Genomic DNA, 22429 nt, shown 5'->3' on the forward strand with positions numbered 1-22429 from the left:
TATCGACGCACTTCCGGGCGGCGTTACAGGTTTCCGGAAATTCTTTCGAGATTCTTTCGGGCCTGGTCAGGCTTCCAGGATTGCTGTCACGCCCTGGCCGCCGGCCGCGCAGATCGAGATGAGGCCGCGTACCGGCTTGCCCGTCTCCTTCTTCTTCTCGGCGAGCTGCTTGGCCAACTGGGCGACGATGCGGCCACCGGTCGCGGCGAACGGATGCCCTGCGGCCAGCGAGGAGCCGTTGACGTTGAGCTTGGTTCTATCGATGGAGCCCAGTGCCTGATCCAAGCCGAGTCGCTCCTTGCAGTACTCGTCGGACTCCCAGGCGGCCAGCGTCGCCAGTACCACCGACGCGAACGCCTCGTGGATCTCGTAGAAGTCGAAGTCCTGCAGGGTCAGCCCGTTGCGGGCCAGCAGCCGTGGCACCGCGTAGGTGGGCGCCATCAGCAGCCCGTCGGGCCCGTTGATGTAGTCGACCGCGGCGGTCTCGCCGTCGACGAAGTAGGCCAGCACCGGCAGGTTGCGCTCGGCGGCCCACTCCTCGGTCGACAGCAGGGCGACGGACGCGCCGTCGGTGAGCGGGGTGGAGTTACCGGCGGTCATGGTGGCGTCACCGTTGCGCACGCCGAAGACGGGCTTGAGCTTGGCCAGCTTCTCCGGCGACGACTCGGGCCGCAGGTTGTTGTCCCGGTACAGACCGAGGAAGCCGGTGACCAGGTCATCGAAGAAGCCACGGTCATAGGCGGCGGCCATGTTGCGGTGGCTGGCCGCGGCGAGCTCGTCCTGGTCGACGCGCTTGACCCCGAACTGCTTGGCGGTGATGGCGGCGTGCTCGCCCATCGACAGGCCGGTGCGCGGCTCACCATTGGTGGGGATCTCCACCCCGACCGCGGCGGGCAGCTTGCCGACCAGCTTGAGCCGGTCCAGGTTGGACTTGCTGCGCCGCAGGCTCAGCAGCACGTGCCGCAGGTTGTCCCCGAAGGCGATGGGGGCATCCGAGGTGGTGTCGACGCCACCAGCGATGGCGGAGTCGTACTGGCCCAAGGCGATTCCGTTGGCCACCGAGATGGCCGACTGCAGGCCGGTGCCGCAGGCCTGCTGCAGGTCATAGGCCGGGGTATACGGCGACAGGGCGCTGCCCAGCACGCTCTCGCGGACCAGGTTGAAGTCGCGGCTGTGCTTGAGCACCGCGCCACCGACCACCATGCCGATGCGTTCACCCTGGAGCTTGAAGCGGTCGATCAGACCGTCCAGCGCCGCGGTGAACATGTCCTGGTTCGAGGCGTTGGCGTAAGCGCCGTCTGAGCGGGCGAAGGGGATCCGGTTACCGCCGAGGATCGCGACGCGGCGAGAATTCGTGTTAGCCATATCCCAATGTTACCCGGCGTTCTTACTCTGGAGTAAGTTAGATCCCATGGCTTCCGATTTGTTCACCCAAGTGGTCAACTCCGGGCCCGGATCGTTCCTGGCCAAGCAACTGGGCGTACCCCAGCCCGAAACTCTGCGTCGTTACCGAGCCGGCGAACCGCCGCTCGCCGGCTCGCTGCTGATCGGCGGTGAGGGCCGGGTCGTGGAACCGTTGCGCACCGCCCTGGCCGGTGACTACGACGTCGTGTCCAACAACATCGGCGGCCGCTGGGCCGATTCGTTCGGCGGGCTGGTGTTCGACGCCACCGGCATCACCGAGCCCGCCGGGCTGAAGGCGCTCTACGAGTTCTTCACCCCGGTGTTGCGCAACCTGGGGCACTCCGGCCGCGTGGTCGTCATCGGCACCACCCCGTCGGAGTCGGCAACCGCGCACGAGCACATCGTGCAGCGGGCCCTGGAGGGCTTCACCCGCTCGCTGGGCAAAGAGGTGCGCAACGGCGCGACGGTGTCGCTGGTCTACCTGGCCGCCGACGCCAAGGCCGGGGCGACGGGCCTGGAGTCCACCCTGCGCTTCATCCTGTCCGGCAAGTCCGCCTACGTGGACGGCCAGGTGTTCCGGGTCGGCGCCGACGACTCGGTGCCGCCCGTCGACTGGGACAAGCCGCTGGCCGGCAAGGTCGCCGTGGTGACCGGTGCGGCCCGCGGTATCGGTGCGACCATCGCCGAGGTGTTCGCCCGCGACGGCGCCGCCGTGGTGGCGGTCGACGTGCCGCAGGCCGAGGAGGCGCTCACACAGACCGCCAAGAAGGTCGGGGGCACCGCGCTGGCGCTCGACGTCACCTCGGCGGGAGCAGTCGACGCCATCATCGCGCATGTCACCGAACATCACGCCGGCAAGGTGGACGTCCTGGTGAACAACGCCGGCATCACCCGCGACAAGCTGCTGGCCAATATGGACGAGGGTCGCTGGGACGCCGTCATCGCCGTGAATCTCCTTGCGCCGCTGAACCTCACCGAAGGACTGGTCTCTGCCGGTGCGCTCGGCGAGGGTGGCCGGGTGATCGGCCTGTCGTCGATGGCCGGTATCGCCGGTAACCGCGGCCAGACCAACTACGCCACCACCAAGGCCGGCATGATCGGCATCGTGGACGCACTGGCGCCGTCGCTGGCAGAGAAGGGCATCACCATCAACGCGGTGGCACCCGGATTCATCGAGACCAAGATGACCGAGGCGATCCCGCTGGCCACCCGCGAGGTGGGCCGGCGGCTGAACTCGCTGTTCCAGGGCGGCCAGCCCGTCGACGTCGCCGAGCTCATCGCCTACTTCGCCAGCCCGGCGTCGAATGCGGTGACCGGCAACACGATCCGGGTCTGCGGGCAAGCCCTGCTGGGGGCGTGACGATGAGCGCTTGCGCGAAGAGCAGGAGGCACTGAATGAGCGAGCAGCCCAACGGCCTGCTGAACATGGCGCGCGCGGTGGCCGGCGCGCTGCCGTTCGTGCCGCGTACCGGTGGGCTGCCGGACCGGACGGTGCACGTACCCGATGTGCGGATCGACGCGGCCAACGTCGCGGCGTACGCGGGGGTGACGGGTCTGAAGTTCGGCGACACCGTGCCGCTGACCTATCCCTTCGCGTTGACCTTCCCGACCGTGATGTCACTGGTCACCGGGTTCGATTTCCCGTTCCCCGCAATGGGTTCGGTGCATGTCGAGAACCGCATCACCCAGTACCGGCCCATCGCGGTCAGCGACGCCCTGGACGTGGCGGTGCATGCCGAGAACCTGCGCGAGCACCGCAAGGGCCTGCTCGTCGACATCGTCACCGAGATCAAGATCGGCAACGACGTAGCGTGGCACCAGGTGACCACATTCCTGCACCAGCAGCGCACCAGCCTGTCCGGGGAGCCGCGCCCCGAACCCGCCAAGCAGCCCAAGCTACCGCCGCCGAATGCGGTGCTGTCGATCACGCCGGCGCAGATCCGCTCCTACGCCTCGATCGGCGGCGACCACAACCCGATTCACACGAACTCGTTGGGCGCCAAGTTGTTCGGTTTCCCGACCGTGATCGCACACGGGATGTACAGCGCCGCAGCGGTGCTGGCCAATATCGAGGGTCAGCTGCCCGATGCGGTGAGCTACACCGTGAAGTTCGGCAAGCCGGTGCTGCTGCCGGCCAAGGCCGGGTTGTGGGTGGACCATGACGCGGACGGCTGGAACCTTGCGCTGCGCCACCTGAAGAAGGGCTACCCGCACCTGACGGCGACGGTACGGCCGCTCTAGTTCGCGGGCCACGCGTTCAGAAGGTGACCAACACCAGGACGTAGAGAATCGCCACCGACGACGGGTCGAGCAGTCCCTGTCCCAACACCGGGTTCGGCTCATCGTCGATGGCGCGCTGCGCCAGTGCGGCGCGCGTCGCGTACCAGCAGGTGGGACACATCTGCCCGAGTACCGCGGCGGGCGCACCGGTGCCATCGATCAAAGTGTCACCGTCTGCGGCCACCGTCACCGAGTTCGAGTTCAGCGCGTCGAGTTTCTCGCAGATCAGCTTCCGCATCGCCGCCCCGGCACGGGAGAGGTCGGCCATGACCGGCTGGCCCAGCCTGTCCCGTTCGTCCCGGGCCACGCGCAGGAGATACTCCTGCCCACCGGAGAGGTTCGCGCTACGCCCGAGCGGCAGCGCGGTGTTGATCATCGCCAGCATCGACGACTCCCGACGCGCGGCGTGGTACCGCGCGATCTCCGCCACCATCCGCTCGTCGTCCAGCCGGCCGGCCTCCGCGTCGAGCAGATGGCGATCCTCGTCCGCGTGGTAGTGCGACGGCGACACCTCGGGTAGCAAGCGCTGCAGCGCTTCACTGTTCCTGTAGTCCGCCAGTATCTCGGGAAACGACATGATCTGCCGGGCAGGCAGGAAGACGCCGGTTTCGAAGGCGTCGCCGGGACGGGACAGAAACCCGTCCAGCCCACGCTTGTTGGCCATGAGACATCCCCTCGCATGTCACCAGCCCGCCCTCCGATGAGGGCAGGTCATGCAAGGTGTAGTCGGAGATCGGAACCGGAACCGAACGGTGATCTACGGCACAGTGTTACGCGGTGTCGGCAGCCTTGTCCGCGGACGGCCGCCCCTTCAGACCGCGCCAGAACAGGTTGATCATCAGCTCGGTGGCATCCTGCACATCGGCGTCCCCGGTGCTGACGCGGTCGGCGATGGCCTCACCGGCGCCCACCAGTGCGACGGCCATCATGTTGAAATCCGCGTCCGGCTCCGGGTTTCGGGTGCCCGACTGCAGCAGCCGGCCGACCAGATCGATGATCCGCTCGCGACCCTCACGCACCGTGTGGGCGAACGCCTGCGAACTGGTGGCCTGACTGTAGAGCACAATCCAGGACGACCGATTCTTGTCGATGTAGCCGAGGAAGGCCCCGACCGCGTTGCGCAGCATGTCTTTTGGGCTCAGCGTGAAATCGATGTCACCGCGGACCACCTCGACGAACCGGTTGAGCTCCCGGTCCAGGCAGGCGCCGAACAGTTCCTCTTTGGAGCCGTAGTAGAGGTACAGCATCGGCTTGGAGATCTGGGCCTGGCCGGCGATGGCGTCCATCGACGTCTCGTGATAGCCGTTCACCGAGAACATCTGCACAGCGGCGTCGAGCATCTGCTGCTCACGCACGGCGCGCGGCAATCGCTTCGTTCCACCTGCCATCGGACCAGCGTAGGCAATGGTGCGGTCAGGACAGTAATTCGCCTCGCCGCTGCTCCTCCCAGAGCGCCATCCTGGTTCTGGCCGGCTCGCCGACGGCGTCCATCACCAGCGGCACCAGCAACTCGGTCAGCAGGAAGCCGGCCGCCATGCTCTGGTAGGTGGTGCCGACCGAGCTCGAGGCAGCCAGCACCACCTCGGCGTCCGGGGCCACCGGGCAGGCCAGGTCGTCGGTGATGAGCAGCACGGTGGCACCGGCCCGGTGCACACGACCGGCCAGTTCAGCGGCGCTGCGCTGATAGCGGTGAAAGTCGAACAGCACGAGCACATCGGAGCGGTCCAGTTCCAGCAGCGCCCCCAGGTCACGGCCGGTGGGATCGCCGAGCACGCGGATACCCGGCCGCAGCTGCTCCAGATGCGCCGCCAGATGGGCAGCCAGCAAATGCGAGAACCGGCCGCCGTGGAAGTACACCGTGCGGTCGGTGTCGGCGAGCAGCCGGACGGCCGCCTCCACTGCCGCGGCGGGCAACTGCGTCAGTGTCTCGACGGCCCGATCGCTCTGGGCCCGGCCGTGGTGCAGCAACCGGTCCAGCAGACTGCCCGCCGGTGGGGCGTCGGACACCCGGCTGATGGGCCCGCTGGACTGGGCCGACAGTTCGGCGCGCAACGCCACCTGCAGGTCGGCGAACCCGTCGTAGCCCAGTGACTGCGCGAACCGCAGCACCGTGGGCGGGCTGACTTCGGCCCGCTGCGCCAGCCTGGCCGCACTGGCCAGCCCCGCGCTCGGATAGTCGGCCAGCAGGGCGCGGCCGACCCTGCGCTCGGCCTTGCTGAGCATCGGCAGCGCCGCGCTGGTCCGTGTCGCCACGGACTGCGGAGGCTGCGGGTCGGCGGTCACGCCTGTCAATCTGCCATGACCGGCACCGTCGTGATCACCTGGTCATGCAGGGAGATCGCATTGACGCTCTCCGGCGGCAGTGGTTGCCAGTCCAGGTCGCCGAATCCGGTGGAGCCGACGATCAGGGCGCCGGTCGCCGAGCGGGCCCAGCGCAGTCCGAAGTAGTCCTCCAGGTGCTCGGCGGGCAGATCGGTGACGCTGATCTCGGCGACATCCTCAGCCGAGAGGATGCTGCGGGCGTTGGCGTGCACGGCGATGAGTTGTCCCTCGCCGAGCAGCAGGGCGTTGAGGCTGGCGTCCGGATAGTGGGCGCGGACATCGGCCACTGCGGCGCGCACCGCCTCGACGAGATCGGGGGTCCGGCGCCGGTGCGCGCGGATGATGCCGAAGTACTTCTCGCTGTCGGTGGTGCCGCGCAGCGATGCGGCGATCTCCGGTTCGAGCAGGGTGTCCAGGGCATCGCCCGGCTTGATCGAACCGTTGTGCGCCATCGCCAGACCGTCGGCCACGAAAGGGTGCGAATTCTCCGGCCGCACCGCCAGACCGCTTGTCGCCCAACGCAGGTGCACGATACTGCCGGTCGAGCGCCAGTCCTGCATGTACGCGGGGAAAGCCTGATCGCGCACCGCACTCTGAGCGCTGACGTGCACGCGCGGCTCTCCTTCGCCGCCGGCGGCGATACCCCAGCCGTCGCCGTGCACCTGGGTGAGCGCCACGAAGTCCTTCAGGACGTGCGCACCCACCGCCTTCTCGATCGAGATCGGCTCAGCGCAGACCACACCCAGCAAGCGACACATGGCTTCCCCCTATCCGAGAATATTTTATGAATATTTCTTCGATACGCGCATCTTAAAGATTCTGAAACATTTATGACATAGCGTTCCCGCCGAACCACTACCGAGGGAGGTCGTCGATGACAGCAGACAGCGAGCGGGAACTCGTGGATCGGCTGCGCGCCGACGACGTCGCCCTGGTGGCCGGTTCGATGACCGACCTGGCGGGCGTCACCCGAGCCAAGTACGTGCCCGTGCACCGACTGGGCGCCTTCGTCCGTTCCGGTATGGGGGTGTCACCGTCGTGGAGCGTGTTCTGCGTCGACAGCGGTATCGCCTTCACCCCGGATATCGGCGTCGTCGGTGATCAGCGGCTGCGGATCGACCCCGCCGACCTGCACCTGATCGGTGACGGAATCGCCTGGGCACCGGCCCGCCTCGGCGATCAGAACGGCGACGCCGCGCCCCTGTGCACGCGCTCGCTGCTCGGCGCCGCCGAGACCGCCCTGGCCGGACACGGCCTGACGGCGCTGGTCGGCGCCGAACTGGAATGCACCATGCTCACCGAGGACGGCGGCCATGTCACGGCCGCACCCTGGTCCCCCTACGGCATCCGCACCTCGCTGCACCACGCCGCCTTCCTGACCGATCTGGCCGCCGACGCCGACCGGGCCGGGCTGGCCTTCGAACAACTGCACACCGAGTACGGCCACGATCAGCTGGAGATGTCGCTGCCGCCCGCCTCGCCGGTGGCCGCCGCCGACGCGGTCATCCTGGCCCGCATCGTGATCGGGCGCACCGCAGCCCGGCACGGCATGAAGATCTCCCTCTCACCCGTCCCGTTCTTCGGGGAGGCCGGTAACGGCGCACACCTGCACCTGTCCCTGGCCGACGAGCAGGGTCCGCTGTTCTCCGGCGGCAACGGACCGCACGGGATCCGGCCCGCAGGTGAATCCGCCATCGCCGGTGTGCTGGACACGCTGCCCGATCTGCTGGGCGTGTACGCCGGTTCGGTCCTGTCGGGCACCCGCCTGCAGCCCGGCAACTGGGCGGGCGCGGCACGCTGTTGGGGTCTGGAGAACCGCGAAGCGGCCGTCCGCTTCGTCGCCGCCACCCCGGGAAACCCGCACGGCGCCAACGTCGAACTGAAGATCATCGATCCCAGTGCCAACCCGTATCTCGCCGTGCTCGCCTTCCTCGGCAGCGCCCTGCGCGGGATCGACCGGAAACTGCCGCTGCCCGACGAAGTCGCCGAGGATCCCGCGGGCACCGTCGAGGCACTGCCCGCCGATCAGGGCACCGTGCTGGACATCTTCGAAAGATCAACGGTCGCAGCCGAACTTCTCACCCCGGCTGTCGTCGACGCCCTGGTCGCCGTTCGCCGCTACGAACAGCGCACCTTCGGCAGCCGCCCGCTGACCGACACCATCGCAGCGCTGCGACTGGCCTGGAGCTGCTGACCCCCATACCGCCGAATTCCTGGAGGAATCGCATATGAGCACCGAAACACCCACCGAAACAGACCAACTGCCGCGACGGCGGCTGCCGTTCTGGGTGGCACTGGCCCTGTCCGTCGCCACCGTCGGGCCGACGCTGGCCATGTCCGGTAACGGTCAGGGCCTGATCGCCACCGTCGGCAAGGCCCTGCCGCTGGTCTTCGTCATCGGCCTGATCGGCGTGTCACTGGTCGGCTACAGCTTCGTCCGGCTGACCCGCCACCTCAACCACGCCGGCTCCGCCTACGCCCTGGTCGGCGGCACCGTGGGGCCACGAGCCGGCTTCTTCTCCGGGTTCGCGATGCTGGGCGCCTACGTGGGCTTCTGCATCGGCACACTGGCCCTGACCGCGGCCTTCACCAACGCCTTCATCGCCCAGCTCCAGGCCGGCAGCGAGCACCCCTACCAGCTGCCCTGGCTGGTGCCCGTGGTGATCGGTGCCGTGATCTCGGTGCTGCTGGCCGGCCGCGACGTCGCCCTGCTGGCCAAGATCCTGCTGGCCATCGAGGGGGTCGGCATCCTGGCGATGGTGGTCCTCGTCGTCGTCATCTTCGCCCGCGGCGGGGCACCGTCCACCGGGGTGGACTTCAGCGTGTTCTCGTTCTCCGGCAGCGGTGTCTCCGCGTCCGCGGTGATCTCCGGTGTGGTGGCGGCCTTCCTGTCCTGGGCCGGGTTCGAGGCGTGCGCATCGATGGGTGAGGAGACCGACAACCCCGGCCGCAACATCCCGCGCGCACTCGGCGGCACCCTGATCCTGACCGGTGTGCTGTTCGTCGTCGTGATGTTTGCCCAGGTCATCGGATTCGGCACGGACCAGGCCGGTCTGGCCGCCTTCCAGGGATCCGGCAACACCCTCGGCGATCTGGGCAGCACCTATATCGGCCAGTGGTTCAGCCTGCTCATCATCTTCACCGCCACCGTCGCCGCATTCGGCTGCCACATGGCCACCGCCGCCACCTCCGGCCGCATGCTCTACGCGTTCGGCCGCGACGGATTCGGCCCGCGCGCGCTGGCCCACATCCATCCGGCCACCGGCGGCCCGCGCCGGGCCACCTGGCTGGTGGTGGGCCTGGCGCTGGTGGTCGACGTGATCTGCGGGGCGGTCGGCTGGCCCGACATGGGCACCGGGAACCCGGCCATCGACACGTACTTCCTGTTCGCGGTGGCGGGTTCGGTGTGCCTGATGGTGTGCTACCTGCTGGTCGAGATCGCCGCGGCATGGTTCGTCGGTGCCCCCAGGTTCCTCTCGGTGCACGGCGGGCACGGCAAGGTGGCCGGCCTGGTGCTGCCGTTACTGGGTGCGGTGGTGATCGCGGTGGTGCTGTGGTTCAACGTCAAGGACGCCGAAACCTGGACGGCGGCACCGCTGCTCGGCCTGTACTGGTGCCTGGTCGGACTGGTCATCGCGCTGGCCGCCTCCGGTATCGCCAAACGGGTCGGTGAGTCGCTGACCGCCGAACTGCAATTGCCGGGTGCGCAGTGACGACGCTGTACCAACGCGACGACGCCGTCATCGCCGGAATCGAGAAGCTGCGGTTCTTCCCACTGGAGGTGGTGTCCGGGCACGGCAGCACGCTGGTCACCCCGGACGGCCGGGAACTGCTGGACCTGTCGGCCACCTGGACCGCCTCCGGGCTCGGCCACGGGCATCCGGCGGTCGCCGAGGCGGTCAGCAGGGCGGTGCGCACCGCACCCGGTTCCGGTGGATTGTCTGCGGTGCACCCGGATTCGGTCGGGCTGGCCGAGGATCTGCTGGCACTCGTGCCCGGCACCGGTGAGCGCCGGGTCTACCTCGGGCACGCCGGATCCGATGCCAACGACGTCGCCCTGCGGGCGTGCCGGCACGGCACCGGTAGACGCACCGTGCTGGCCTTCGAGCACAGCTACCACGGCGGGGTGGGGGTGGCCATGGGTGTCTCCGGCGTGCACGTCGACGCCGGCGTGACACCCGACCCGGATGCGGTCTTTCTGCCCTACCCCAACCCTTTCCGGCCGCATGGGCCTGATGACGTGGGAACCTGTCTGGCGCTGGCCGAGCAGCACATGTCCCAGGGGCAGATCGCCTGCCTGATCGTCGAACCGATCCTGTCCGACGGCGGCCTGGTGGTGCCGCCGGACGGTTTCCTGGCCCGGCTGCACCAGCTGTGCCGGCGGTTCGGCGTTCCGATGATCTGTGACGAGGTGAAGATGGGACTGGGCAGGCCCGGCACCCTGCACGCCTTCGAACACGACGGGGTGATGCCCGATATCGTCACGTTCGGCAAGGTGCTCGGCGGGGGTCTCCCGCTCTCGGCCGCGGTCGGTCCGGCCGATCTGCTGGACCACCCGCCCGCCGCGGCACTGCTGACCACCGCGGGCAATCCGGTGTGCACGGCCGCCGGGCGCGCCGTGCTGGCCACCATCGTCGAGGAGCAGCTCGCCGAGCGCGCCGCGAAAGTCGGTGCGGTGCTGACGGATGCGCTGCGCGCACTGGACACCGACCGGATCGGCGACGTCCGCGGGCGCGGGCTGGCCATCGGGGTGGAACTGGTAGACCCGGCGACCGGGGACCGCGATCCGCGGCTGGCCGCCCAAGTGGTGTACCGGGCATGGGAACTGGGTGCGGTGGTCTACTACGTCGGCGGCAATGTCCTGGAGGTGACGCCGCCGCTGGTGCTCACCGAGGACGAGGCCCTGCGCGGCGCCGAGATCATCGGAGCGGCCATCGCAGATGCCGCAACGGGTAGCGTCGACGCCGAGGAGGTGGCCCGTTATGCCGGCTGGTGACGTCATCGACGTGTTCGATCGCGTGCAGGTGCCCGAGAAGCTGGCCGACCATCTGCGCACCGTCGAGCTGGTCGACCACCACGTGCACGGGGTGTTCAACGAACCCGTCGACCGGGCCGGATTCGAAGAGTCCATCAACGAGGGCTCGACCGACCCCATCCCCGGGTTCATGACCCAATTCGATTCTCCGCTGGGTCTTTCCCTGCGGCGCTGGTGCGCGCCACTGCTGGGCCTGGATGCCTTCGCCGATGCCGACACCTATTGGAAGCGACGCGCCGAACTCACCCCCGGTGAGCTCGCGGACGTCTTCCTGCCGCCGGCGCGGGTCGCCCGCTGGGTGGTGGACACCGGATTCAAGGGCGATCTCATCTCGACCCCGCAACGCCTCACCGAACTGAGCGGCGCCCCGTCCTCGGAGATCCTGCGTCTGGAACGCCTCGCCGAGGATCTGCTGGAGGCGGGTACCGCGGCCGAGGCGTTCCCGGATGCGTTCCGCGCAGCACTGACCGAGGCGGCGGCCAATCCGGAGATCGTGGGCACCAAGACGATCGCCGCCTACCGCACCGGATTCGACATCGACTGGTCACGTCCGTCGGATACACAGGTCATCGAGCATGCCCGCGCGCTGGCCGCCCGGCCGTCCACACGGGTGGACAGCCCCGTGCTGATCGCCTTCGGGGTACACGAGGCCGCCGAACGACAGCTGCCGATCCAGGTGCACGTGGGGTTCGGTGACCGCGACCTGGATCTGCAGCGCACCGATCCGCTGCTGTTGCTGCCGTTGTTGCGCACCATGATCCCCGTCCCGGTGCTACTGCTGCACTGTTACCCGTTCCACCGCCAGGCCGGCTACCTGGCCCAGGCCTTCGACCACGTGAATTTCGATGTGGGCCTTGGTATCAACTACCTCGGGGTGCGCTCGACCGCACTGGTGGCCGAGGCCATGGAGACCGCACCGTTCGCGAAGCAGCTGTACTCCTCCGATGCCTTCGGACCACCCGAGCTGCACCTGCTCGGATCGGTGCTGTGGCGCCGCGCGATGGGTCTGGAACTGGGCGGCTGGATCCAGCGCGGTGACTGCACGGTCGAGGACGCGATCCGGATCGTGGACATGATCGGCGTCCACAACGCCCGTCGGGTCTACGGGCTTTGAATCATTCCGGGGCACCGCTTTTCGACGAACTGCGCCGATTCGTCGAACGCGATCAGGCACCGTTCTACAGCCCGGGGCACAAGGGCGGACGCACCATGGACCCGTGGTTCCGCGCGAACATCGCGGCGATCGACCTGAACAATCTGCCCGACCTGGACACCCTGCACTGCCCGGAGGGGCCGATCGCCGACGCCGAACGCCTGATCGCCGACGCGTGGGGTGTGGGCCAGAGCTTCATCATGGTGCAGGGGTCCACCGGCGGGAACATCGCGGTGGCCCTGTCGGCGCTGCGTCCCGACGAACCCGTGCTGGTGCAGCGGAACGCCCACAAGTCGGTGCTGGCCGGGCTGGTCCAGTCCGGCGCCCGGCCGGTGTGGCTGGAACCGCAGTGGGACAGCCGATTCGGTGTGGCGCACGGCTTGGACACCGAGGTGGTGGAACGGGGCCTGACCGACAGCGGCGCGAAGGCCCTGTGGCTGTTGCACCCCACCTACTACGGCACGACCGCCGATATCACCGCCTTGGACGCGTTGTGCCGGCGGTTCGGGGCCACCCTGCTGGTGGACGGCGCGCACTCACCGCACTTCGCGTTCCACGACGATCTCCCACCGGCCGCCGAACGCTCCGGCGCCGCGGCCACGGTGCAGTCGGTGCACAAGATCCTGTCGGGGTTGAGTCAGGCCGCGGTGTTGCACATCGATCCCGAACGACTGGACCCGGCGACCGTACGCCGGGCACTTCAGCTGGTACAGACCACCAGCCCACATTTCGCCATCATGGCCTCCATCGATCTGGCCCGCAGCCAAATGTCTTGTCATGGGCGCGATCTGCTGACGGAGACGTTCCAGCGGGCGCGGCGGACGGCGCAGCGGCTGGCCTCGATACCCGGACTGCAGGTGCTCCGCGGCTCGGACGCCACCGGCCCGGGCACCGGGTTCTGCCACCTCGACGAGACCAAACTGCTCATCGGCACCAGCGGGTTGGCGGCCGACGCCCGTGAGGTGATGGCACGGCTCAACCGGGTGCACGGTGTACAGCCGGAACTGAGCGGACCCGGGCATATTCTGTGCATCACCACCATCGGCAACACCGAGCGCGATATGGACCGGCTGGTCGACGGTTTCGCCGAGGTCTGCACACACGCCGGCACCCGCACCGGCGGCACCGACGCCGGACTGGTCGACGATCTGCTGGCGCTGCGCGCCGAACCGGTGCTCACTCCCCGCGAGGCGTTCTTCGCCGCCGACGCGACCGTCGCGCTGACCGACGCGACCGGCCGGGTGGCGGCCGAGGCGATCACCCCGTACCCGCCCGGGATCCCCCTGGTGATGCCGGGTGAGCGATTGACCGCCGACGCGGTGGCCTTACTGCGCACGCTGCGGACGTCGGGCACCCCGATCAGCGCGTCGGACCCGACGCTGGACCACGTCAAAGTGGTGCGCTGAGCCGGCTCAGATCGTGATGACCCCGCGGTACCGGGCGTGGCCCTGTTCCATGGCGGCGTAGGCGTCGGCCGCCTGTTCCAGCGGGTATTGCTGAATCTGGGCCCGGATACCGTGCAGCACAGCGAAGTTCATAGTGTCCTCGACATCGGCCGCGGTCCCGGACGGGTGCCCGGCCACCGTCAGCGCCGGGGTGATGAGGTCCAGTGGGCTGATCGGCAGGGGGTCCGCGGACACCCCGATGACGATCAGTTCGCCGCGCGGATTCAGCCCGCCGACCGTCTGGCCGATGGCGGTGGCGTTGGCCGCGGTGGCCAGCACCACCGCGACACCGCCCAGCGCGCGCAGCGACTCGCTGACATCGCCGGCCTTCGAGTCGACATAGTGGTGCGCGCCGAACCGACGGGCGTCGTCGGCCTTGTCCTGGCCACGCGCGACGGCGATGGTCTCGAAGCCCATGGCGCGCGCGAACTGGATGCCGAGGTGCCCGAGCCCGCCCACCCCGAGCACCGCGACCCGGTCCCCGGCCACCGCATGTGTCGACCGCAGCGCGTGGTAGACGGTGACGCCGGCGCAGCTCATCGGCGCCGCGTCGACGAAGGACAACGCCTCCGGAATCCGGGCCAGCGCAGTCGCCGGCGCCGTCACCGACTGGGCGTATCCGCCCGGGTACTGCCAGCTGGGCACCTGACCGTTCTCGCAGTGGATGAACTGACCCTTGCGGCACTGCCCACAGTGATTGCAGTTGCCGCCGAACCAGCCCACCGCCACCCGATCACCGACAGCGAAACCTTCAACACCCGAACCGATTTCGGCAATGGTGCCGGCGATCTCGTGCCCCGGGGTCAACGGCCACGACATACCCGGGAAATGACCGGCGACGAACTCGCGGTCGGTCCCGCACACTCCGCACGCCTGCACGGCGATACGCACATGCCCGGACGGCGGCGAGGACGTCTCCACCTCGACGAGCTCGAGTGACCCCTGGGCCGCAGGGACGTGGACGGCGCGATGTGTGGTCATAGGTGAATCCTGCGACGATGTCGCGTGTCGCGCCAGCGAAACGGAAAGGTTGTCAGGTCAGCACTTCATCGCGGCGAGACGCCGCAACGACGCGTCCACCGCCGGCACCGCGAGCTGGCCCGCGTTGACCGACTTCTCCAGATGATCGAGGACGGCCGGCACCTCGCCGGTGGTCACCCACAGCGCGATATCGGCCCCGGCCTGCAGCGCGCGCAGGACCGCCTCGGCCACGCCGTACCGCGCGTTGATGGCCGCCATGCTGGACAGGTCGTCGGTGAAGACGACGCCGTTGAAACCCGGACCGCCGTAACCGCCCGAGCGCAGCAACGCGTACGCCGGACCGCTGAGGCTGGCCGGGTCGCTGCCGGTCAGCCCGGGCACCTGCAGGTGTCCGACCATGACCGCGACACCGGGCAACGTGGTCAGGGTCTGATACGGCACCAGGTCGTTCGCCTTCAACGCGTCCAGCGGCGGCGTGGTGACCCCACCGGTGTGCGAGTCGCCGGACCCGTGGCCGTGGCCGGGGAAGTGCTTGAGTACCGGCATGACACCACCGTCGTGCAGGCCGCGGGCGTACGCGCCGGCGTACTCGGTGACCTTGGCCGGATCCGAGCCGAAGGACCGGTCCCCGATCACCTCGTCGTCGGCCTCCTCGGTGACGTCGACGACGGGAGCGAAATCGACGGTGATGCCGAGGTTGCGTAACGCCTGACCACGCTGCAGCGCGATCTGGTACACCTCGTCGGCGGTCTTGGTCGCGGCCAGCACCCGCGGCGAGGGCTGGGCCCCGATCAGGTCGGCGAGCCGCGATACCCGGCCGCCTTCCTCGTCGACGCTGACCGCCAGCGGCAGGGCGGACGCCGCGCCGGCGATGTCGGCCAGCGGCGCACCGAGGATGGACTTGTCGGTCCAGCTGCCGATGAAGATGCCCCCGACGTGATAGTTCGTCACCACCGCCTTGGCGTCCGCGGCGTCGGTCACCCCCACCATCAGCAGCTGCGCCAGCTTCTCCCGGATCGGGAGGCTGGTGACGTCACCGCACAGCGGAAGCGCCGGAGACGGCGCGGGGGCCAGCGGCATACTCGTCGACGCAGGAGTCACGCTGCTGGTCGCCGGCGACGCCGCCGGTTCGGGTGCGGAGTGCGAACACCCCAGCAATAGTCCGGACAGCGCTGTCAAGGCACCCAGGGTGCGGGACATCGGCATGCCCAGAAACCTTAGTCGCCGCAGCGCGCGCGTCCGGCGGCGATACCGTGCGCTTGCGCCACCGCCGTCCTCATATTGTCCCGTGCTAGGTTGACCGCATGGATCGGTTCGTCGTGCCTGCTGCGGCCAGCATCGTCGTCGGCCTTTTGCTGGGCGCGGCCGCGATCTTCGGTGTGACGCTGATGATCCAGCAGGACACCAAGCCGCCGGTGCAGTCGGGTGACCCGGCGTCATCCGTGCTCAACCGCGTTGAATACGGCGACCGGGCCTAGCACCGGGGCAACCGCCGCACAGGGCCCGTTTCCCGTCGCTTCGCACGCCCCGCCCTCGTTTCCCGTCGCTTCGCCCCTTTCCCGCCGCTGGCTGTGGCTGGTCGGCATCGTCTCGCTGGCCCTGTGTTTCGCGCAGTCCCCCGGCCGCATCTCGCCGGACACCAAACTCGATCTCACCGCCAATCCGCTGCGCTTCCTGGCCCGCGCCGCCAATCTGTGGAACAGCGACCTGCCGTTCGGCCAGGCGCAGAACCAGGCCTACGGCTATCTCTTTCCGCACGGCGCCTTCTTCCTGCTCGGCGATGTCGCCGGGCTGCCGGGCTGGGTCACCCAGCGGTTGTGGTGGGCGTTGCTGCTGACCGTCGGCTTCTGGGGTCTGCTGCGGGTCGCCGAACTCCTCGGCATCGGCAACCCCACCTCCCGGGTGATCGCGGCGACGGCGTTCGCGCTGTCGCCGCGCGTGCTGACCACCCTCGGCGCGATCTCGTCGGAGACGCTGCCGATGATGCTGACCCCCTGGGTGCTGCTGCCCGTCATCCTGGTGATGCGCGGCGACCCGCGGATCCGGACGCTGGCCGCCCGTTCGGCGGTGGCCGTCGCCCTGATGGGGGCGGTGAACGCCGTCGCCACCCTGACCGGCTGCCTGGCCGCGGTGATCTGGTGGGCCGCGCACCGCCCGAACAAGCAGTGGTGGCGTTTCACGGCGTGGTGGGCCCTGTGCACGGCATTGGCCATCACGTGGTGGGCCGTGGCCCTGGTCCTGCTGGGCCGGATCAGCCCGCCCTTCCTCGACTACATCGAGTCCTCGGGCGTCACCACCAGCTGGCTGTCGCTGACCGAGGTGCTGCGCGGCACCGACAGCTGGACCCCGTATGTCGCGACCACCGCGACCGCCGGTTCGTCTCTGGTCACCGGAACGGTGGCGGTGCTGGCCACCACCCTCATCGCCGCGGCCGGCCTGGCCGGACTGGCGATGCGCAGCATGCCGGCACGCGGGCGGCTGATCACCATCCTGCTGCTCGGGATCGTCGCGCTGGCCGCCGGCTACTCCGGCGGGCTGGGGTCACCGATCGCGCATCAGGTGCAGCTGTTCCTGGATGCCTCGGGCACCCCGCTGCGCAATGTGCACAAGCTCGAACCCCTGATCCGGCTCCCGCTGACGCTGGGGCTCGCGCACCTGCTGGGCCGGGTCCCGATGCCCGGCAGCGCGCCCCGGCAGGTCTGGCTGCCCGTGTGGACGCACCCGGAGAAGGACCGACGGGTGGCGGTGGCGATCGTGGTGCTGGCGGCGCTGGCCGCGGGCACCTCGCTGGCATGGACCGGTCGGCTCACCCCGCCGGGTAGTTTCACCGCGATACCGCAGTACTGGCATGACACCGCCCGCTGGCTGGACGAGCACAACACCGAGCGGGGGCGGGTCCTGGTGGCGCCGGGCGCGCCGTTCGCCACCCAGGTGTGGGGTAACACCCACGACGAACCGCTGCAGGTGCTCGGCCACAATCCGTGGGGTGTGCGGGACTCCATCCCGCTGACCCCACCGGAGACCATCCGCGCGCTCGACTCGGTGCAGCGCCTGTTCGCCGCCGGGCGCCCATCCGCCGGCCTCGCCGACACCCTTGCCCAGCAAGGGATTTCCTATGTGGTGGTGCGCAACGACCTGGATCCGGAGACGTCCCGGTCGGCGCGGCCGCTGCTGGTGCACCGATCCGTGGACAACTCGCCGGGACTGACGAAGGTCGCCACCTTCGGCGATCCGGTCGGGCCCGGCCTGCTGGAGGGGTTCGTCGCCGACAGCGGACTGCGGCCCCGATACCCGGCGGTGGAGATCTACCGGGTGGGCAATCCGGTCACCGGACCGTATCTGGTGGACACCGACACGATGGCACGGGTGGACGGCGGCCCGGAAGCGTTGGGGCGCCTGGATGAACGGCGCCGGCTGTTGGGCCGGCAACCGCTGGGTCCGATGTTGCTGACCGCCGATGCCCAGCGCGCCGGGCTGCCCACCCCGCTGGTCACCGTGACCGACACCCCGCTGGCCAGGGAGACCGACTACGGCCGGGTGGACAACCACTCCTCGGCCGTGCGCACCCCCGACGATCCGCGGCACACCTTCAACCGGGTGATGGACTACCCGGCGGGCACCGAACCGGTGTACGGCAAGTGGTCGGGCGGGCGGCTCACCGCGTCCAGTTCGGCGGCGGATTCGACTGCCCTGCCCAATGTCTCGCCGTCGACGGGGCCTGCCGCGGCGATCGACGGGGACTCGTCGACCAGCTGGGTGTCCAACGCCCTGCAGACGGCGGTCGGCCAGTGGCTGCAGGTCGACTTCGATCATCCGATCACCAATGCGTCATTGACCATCACCCCGAGTGCCACCGCGGTCGGCGCTCAGGTGCGCCGGATCGAGGTGTCCACCGCGAACGGCACCACCACGCTGCGTTTCGACCAGCCAGGCAAGCCGCTGTCGGTGGCGCTGCCCTACGGCGAGACACCCTGGATGCGGATCACCGCGGTGGGTACCGATGACGGTTCCCCCGGCGTGCAGTTCGGCGTCACCGACTTCTCCGTCACCCAGTACGACGCCTCGGGTTTCGCGCACCCGGTCAATCTGCGCCACACCGTCGAGGTGCCGGGGCCGCCGGCGGGTGCGACAGTCGCGCTGTGGGATCTGGGCTCAGAACTGCAGGGCCAACCCGGCTGCGCGCCGGCGCCCGAGGGGGTGCGGTGCGCCGCGGCGATGGCGCTGGCCCCCGAGGAGCCGGTGAACCTGAGCCGCACGCTGACTGTGCCCGCGCAGACCTCGGTGACCGCCACCGTCTGGGTGCGGGCCCGGCAGGGTCCGCGACTGGCCGATCTGATCGCCGCGCCCGGCGCCGCGCGGGCCACCGGCGACGCCGACCCGATCGATGTGCTGGGTTCGGCCTACGCCGCCGCCGACGGCGATCCGCGGACCGCCTGGACCGCCCCGCAGAACGTGGCGCAGTTCAAGACCGCGCCCACCATCACCGTCACCCTGCCCGAACCCGCGGAGGTGGGGGCGCTGATGCTGGCGCCGAGTTCCTCGGAGCTGCCCGCCCATCCGACCATGGTGGCCATCGATCTGGGTGACGGCCCGCAGGTGCGGCCGTTGACGGGCACCAAGACCCAGACCGTCGACCTCAAACCCAGGGTGACGAACACCATCACCGTGTCGATCCTGGACTGGCGAGATGTCATCGACCGCAACGCCTTGGGATTCGATCAGCTCAAGCCGCCCGGTCTGGCCGAGGTGACCGCACTGGACCGGGCACACCGGCCGATCGCCGCCGCCGACGGCGCGGCGAACCGGCAGCGGACCATCACCCTGGCCTGCGGCCAGGGACCGATCATCGGTGTGGCCGGGCAGTTCGTGCAGACCGCGGTGACCACCACCGTCGGCGCGCTGCTCGACGGTGAGCCCGTCGCCGCGCGCCCCTGCCAGGACCGGCCGATCACCTTGCCCGCCGGGCAGCAGGAACTGTTGATCAGCCCGGGACCGTCCTTCTTCGTCGACGGTATCCAGCTGGCCACCCCCGCGGCGGGTCGAGTACCCAGCGCGGCAACGACTCCCGTGCAGCGCGGGCAGTGGGGCGCCGACCGCCGCGAGGTCGATCTCGAGGCGACCGAGCAGGACCGGATCCTGGTGGTGCCCGAGAGCCGCAGTCCGGGCTGGGTGGCCCACGCCGCCGACGGCGCGGAACTGCGTCCGGTCACCGTGAACGGCTGGCAGCAGGGCTGGGTGGTCCCCGCGGGCACGTCGGGCCCCATCACGTTGGCTTTCCCGTCGAACGCCGCCTACCGGCTCGGCCTGTTCGGCGGGTTGGCCCTGCTGCCGATCCTGGCTCTGCTTGCGCTGCTGCCGATCCGGCGGCCGCGTGACGGCGAACCGGTGCGCACCTGGGCACCCGGTCCAGTACCGACCGGGATCGCCGTGGTGGCGGCCGGCGGCGTGATCAGCGGGATCGCCGGCGCCGTGGTGGTCGCCGCGGCGCTGGCCGTCCGTCATCTGTTACGGCACCGCGCACGCCTGCAGGAGACGGTGACCGTCGGCACCTGCGCCGTCGGCCTGATCGTGGCCGGCGCGGCGCTGTCGCGCTATCCGTGGCGTTCGGTGGACGGGTACGTCGGCCATTCCGCCGGTGTGCAACTGGTGGCGCTGATCGCCGTCGCGATGCTGGCGGCCTCGACGGTCACCTATACGTCGAGCACCAGACGTGGTGTGGCCGAACGGGATACGCAGGCCAGCATCGAGGACTGACGTTCGTCATCGGTGAGCCGGTTGTCCCGGTGTTCGGGCGTACCGGCCAGCACCCCGACCTTGCAGGTACCGCAGAACCCCTGCTTGCACGAGTAGGCGGTGTCGGGACGCATCTTGACCAGGGCCTGCAGCACCGTCTCGTCGGCCGCGACCGGTACCACCTCACCGGTGCGCGCCAGCTCGATCTCGAAGGCCGTTCCGTCGACCACCGGCGCTGCACTGAAACGCTCGAAATACAGGTTCTTGGAACCGGTTTCAGCGAACCCGTGCCGGACCGTCTCGATCATCGGCGGTGGCCCGCACACGTAGACCGCACCGCCGCGGGGAGCGTGGCGCAGCAGGTCGGTCGCGGTGGGGATGCCGTGCTCGTCATCGAGACGGATGGTGACCCGGGCCGGGTCCCACTGCCAGATCTCGTCGAGGAACGGGATGGTGTCGATGCTGCGCCCGCAGTACACGAAATGCCAGTCGGTGCCCAACCGTTGCGCGGCGCGCACCATCGGCAGGATCGGGGTGATGCCGATACCGCCGGCCAGGTAGAGCACCCGGGAATGAGGGATGAACGGGAAGCCGTTGCGCGGACCGCGGACCGTGACGGTGTCGCCTTCGGCCAGGGCGTGCATCTCCAGTGACCCGCCGCCGCCGGTGGGGATCTTGCGCACCGCGATGCGGTAACCCGAGCGGCCCTGCGGATCGCCGCACAGCGAGTACTGGCGGCGCCGCCCGGACGGGAGGTGCAGATCGAGGTGGCAGCCGGGCTGCCAGGCCGGCAGCGCCGCCCCGCCGGGATCCGCGAAAGTCAGTGCCACCACGTCGTTGTCGCTGGCGACCACGGCGCGTTTGACGAGCACCAGTGTCATCGGATCGTCGGGGGTGCGCACCGCCCGCTGGTCGGTGTAGCCCTTGCGGGTCACCGGGCGGAGCCAGAACTTGTCCAGCACCGTGGCGACCACGTTGATGGTCCGGTCGTCGATACGCGCTCCGACCGGCGGAACGTGCTTCACTGCGCGGTGGGCCGGGTGGCCGGCGACGACGCCAGGTACGCCACCGCCTGGGCGGTGTTGCCGACGTCGCCCGGGTGATACCACGGCGAGTAGTACTGCAGGGCACGGATGACCAGATGCCGGATGGGCGGCGTCACCCCGTGGCGGGCGGAACGGAACAGCTTGCGCCACACCACTTTGCGCTGCCGACGGGATAGCGACACGTTCGGGTCGACCCGCATCAGGTAACGGATGCCCTGCCAGATCAGGTACAGCAGAATCGGTGCGACCACGACCTGAGCGCGGGCCCGCCGCACATAACTGCCGTCGAAGTAGTGCAGCACGTCATGGGACACCATCCGGTGCTCGACCTCCTCGGCGCCGTGCCAGCGCAGCAGGTCCAGCACCACCGGGTCGACCGTGGTCTCGTTGAGGCGGTCGGCGTTGAGCACCCAGTCGCCGAGGAACGCGAAGATGTGCTCCAGCGCGGCGATCACGGCGAGCCGTTCGACGAGGTAGTTGTGCGCCTCCTCGCCGGTGGTCTGGCGCGGCCCCAGCAGGTGGCCGAACACCCAGTTGGCGCGCTCGATCATCGGGGTGGGGTCGATACCGTGGCGGGTGAGGTAGTCGTTGAGGCCGACGTGGGCGTTGGCGTGCATGGACTCCTGGCCCATGAAGCCGATGACGTCCTCGCGCAGCTTCTCGTCCTCGATATGAGGTAGCGCCTCTTTGAGGACGGTGATGAACCATTCCTCACCGGCGGGTAGCAGCAGGCTCAGACCGTTGTACAGGTGGGTGGCCACGGGATACCCGTAGACGTAGTGCGCGGGAACGGCGCTCAGATCGAACTGCACCGGACGGGCATGCAGTGCGATCGCCGTACCGTCCGGGGTGTCGGTGTCCAACAGCTCCATCCGCAGAACGGTACCCGCGGTACTAGATAAAGTCGATCCCGGATCCCGGGAGGCCGTGTGCGGCAGCCGGCACGACGTCTCTCCGGTCGTGTCACACGCGATGAAATCAGCTATTTACGCAGCAGAACCTCGTGAGCAATATGAAACTTATTCACTTT

Annotated in this window: 18 protein-coding genes; 9 read left to right on the forward strand and 9 right to left on the reverse strand. The window is 69.2% G+C overall.

The features are described from left to right. Positions 1-66: 66 nt before the first annotated feature. Entirely contained in the window at positions 67-1365 is a 1299-nt protein-coding gene (locus QN239_RS00005; RefSeq protein ID WP_499007502.1) for an acetyl-CoA C-acetyltransferase, read from the reverse strand. 46 nt (positions 1366-1411) lie between these two features. Here QN239_RS00005 and QN239_RS00010 point away from each other — a divergent pair, with 46 nt between their 5' ends. Together QN239_RS00010 and QN239_RS00015 are read left to right on the forward strand one after the other, a co-directional pair. After that, on the forward strand, positions 1412-2764 hold the full coding sequence (locus tag QN239_RS00010) for a 3-oxoacyl-ACP reductase (RefSeq protein WP_499007503.1): 1353 nt from the start codon (positions 1412-1414) through the stop codon (positions 2762-2764). Positions 2765-2799: 35 nt separating this feature from the next. After that, a complete protein-coding gene (locus tag QN239_RS00015; RefSeq protein ID WP_499007504.1) occupies positions 2800-3645 on the forward strand; it encodes a MaoC/PaaZ C-terminal domain-containing protein in 846 nt (281 codons plus the stop codon). A gap of 16 nt (positions 3646-3661) precedes the next feature. Here QN239_RS00015 and QN239_RS00020 read toward each other — a convergent pair whose 3' ends face one another. The 4 genes from QN239_RS00020 to QN239_RS00035 all read right to left on the reverse strand — a co-directional run bounded on the left by QN239_RS00020 (position 3662) and on the right by QN239_RS00035 (position 6764). Then, the gene (locus QN239_RS00020) at positions 3662-4348 is read right to left on the reverse strand and encodes a hypothetical protein (protein ID WP_499007506.1); all 687 of its coding nucleotides are present in this window, start codon (positions 4346-4348) and stop codon (positions 3662-3664) included. Between the two features lie 106 nt (positions 4349-4454). Then, positions 4455-5072, reverse strand: coding sequence for a TetR/AcrR family transcriptional regulator (locus tag QN239_RS00025; RefSeq protein WP_499007507.1), 618 nt, complete (start codon positions 5070-5072; stop codon positions 4455-4457). A 25-nt stretch (positions 5073-5097) separates the two neighbouring features. Continuing rightward, positions 5098-5967, reverse strand: a complete 870-nt coding sequence (locus QN239_RS00030; RefSeq protein WP_235633039.1) for a MurR/RpiR family transcriptional regulator — start codon at positions 5965-5967, stop codon at positions 5098-5100. Between the two features lie 5 nt (positions 5968-5972). After that, on the reverse strand, positions 5973-6764 hold the full coding sequence (locus tag QN239_RS00035; RefSeq protein ID WP_499007508.1) for a class II glutamine amidotransferase: 792 nt from the start codon (positions 6762-6764) through the stop codon (positions 5973-5975). Between the two features lie 116 nt (positions 6765-6880). Here QN239_RS00035 and QN239_RS00040 point away from each other — a divergent pair, with 116 nt between their 5' ends. From QN239_RS00040 to QN239_RS00060, 5 genes are read left to right on the forward strand one after another with little or no spacing between them, the layout of a single operon-like run. Further along, positions 6881-8200 carry a type I glutamate--ammonia ligase gene (locus QN239_RS00040; protein ID WP_499007510.1) on the forward strand — a complete coding sequence of 440 codons (1320 nt, stop codon included), beginning with the start codon at positions 6881-6883 and terminating at the stop codon, positions 8198-8200. Between the two features lie 34 nt (positions 8201-8234). Further along, the gene (locus QN239_RS00045) at positions 8235-9719 is read left to right on the forward strand and encodes an APC family permease (RefSeq protein ID WP_499007511.1); all 1485 of its coding nucleotides are present in this window, start codon (positions 8235-8237) and stop codon (positions 9717-9719) included. Next, positions 9716-11002: an aspartate aminotransferase family protein gene (locus QN239_RS00050; protein ID WP_499007512.1), complete on the forward strand. Its 1287-nt coding sequence runs from the start codon at positions 9716-9718 to the stop codon at positions 11000-11002. The genes QN239_RS00045 and QN239_RS00050 overlap by 4 nt, the downstream gene beginning before the upstream one ends. After that, positions 10989-12155: an amidohydrolase family protein gene (locus QN239_RS00055; protein WP_499007513.1), complete on the forward strand. Its 1167-nt coding sequence runs from the start codon at positions 10989-10991 to the stop codon at positions 12153-12155. The genes QN239_RS00050 and QN239_RS00055 overlap by 14 nt, the downstream gene beginning before the upstream one ends. After that, on the forward strand, positions 12152-13600 hold the full coding sequence (locus QN239_RS00060; protein ID WP_499007515.1) for an aminotransferase class I/II-fold pyridoxal phosphate-dependent enzyme: 1449 nt from the start codon (positions 12152-12154) through the stop codon (positions 13598-13600). The genes QN239_RS00055 and QN239_RS00060 overlap by 4 nt, the downstream gene beginning before the upstream one ends. 6 nt (positions 13601-13606) lie before the next feature. Here QN239_RS00060 and QN239_RS00065 read toward each other — a convergent pair whose 3' ends face one another. Together QN239_RS00065 and QN239_RS00070 are read right to left on the reverse strand one after the other, a co-directional pair. Then, positions 13607-14620 carry an alcohol dehydrogenase catalytic domain-containing protein gene (locus QN239_RS00065; protein WP_499007517.1) on the reverse strand — a complete coding sequence of 338 codons (1014 nt, stop codon included), beginning with the start codon at positions 14618-14620 and terminating at the stop codon, positions 13607-13609. A gap of 57 nt (positions 14621-14677) precedes the next feature. Next, complete coding sequence (locus QN239_RS00070) at positions 14678-15826, reverse strand: glycoside hydrolase family 3 N-terminal domain-containing protein (protein WP_187097790.1); 1149 nt, start codon at positions 15824-15826, stop codon at positions 14678-14680. A 98-nt stretch (positions 15827-15924) separates the two neighbouring features. On the opposite strand from QN239_RS00070, the gene QN239_RS00075 reads away from it, so the two are divergent. Beyond that, complete coding sequence (locus QN239_RS00075; protein ID WP_064961435.1) at positions 15925-16098, forward strand: DUF2613 domain-containing protein; 174 nt, start codon at positions 15925-15927, stop codon at positions 16096-16098. 91 nt (positions 16099-16189) lie between these two features. Continuing rightward, the gene (locus QN239_RS00080) at positions 16190-20374 is read left to right on the forward strand and encodes an alpha-(1->3)-arabinofuranosyltransferase domain-containing protein (RefSeq protein ID WP_499016452.1); all 4185 of its coding nucleotides are present in this window, start codon (positions 16190-16192) and stop codon (positions 20372-20374) included. Here QN239_RS00080 and QN239_RS00085 read toward each other — a convergent pair. Next, positions 20311-21378, reverse strand: a complete 1068-nt coding sequence (locus QN239_RS00085; protein WP_499007518.1) for a PDR/VanB family oxidoreductase — start codon at positions 21376-21378, stop codon at positions 20311-20313. The genes QN239_RS00080 and QN239_RS00085 overlap by 64 nt on opposite strands. Continuing rightward, entirely contained in the window at positions 21375-22271 is an 897-nt protein-coding gene (locus tag QN239_RS00090; protein WP_090362938.1) for a metal-dependent hydrolase, read from the reverse strand. Before QN239_RS00090 ends, QN239_RS00085 begins: the two co-directional genes overlap by 4 nt. Between the last annotated feature and the right edge of the window lie 158 nt (positions 22272-22429).

Origin of the sequence: Mycolicibacterium sp. Y3, assembly GCF_051188035.1 — a bacterium.
GTDB classification, from domain to species: domain Bacteria; phylum Actinomycetota; class Actinomycetes; order Mycobacteriales; family Mycobacteriaceae; genus Mycobacterium; species Mycobacterium fluoranthenivorans.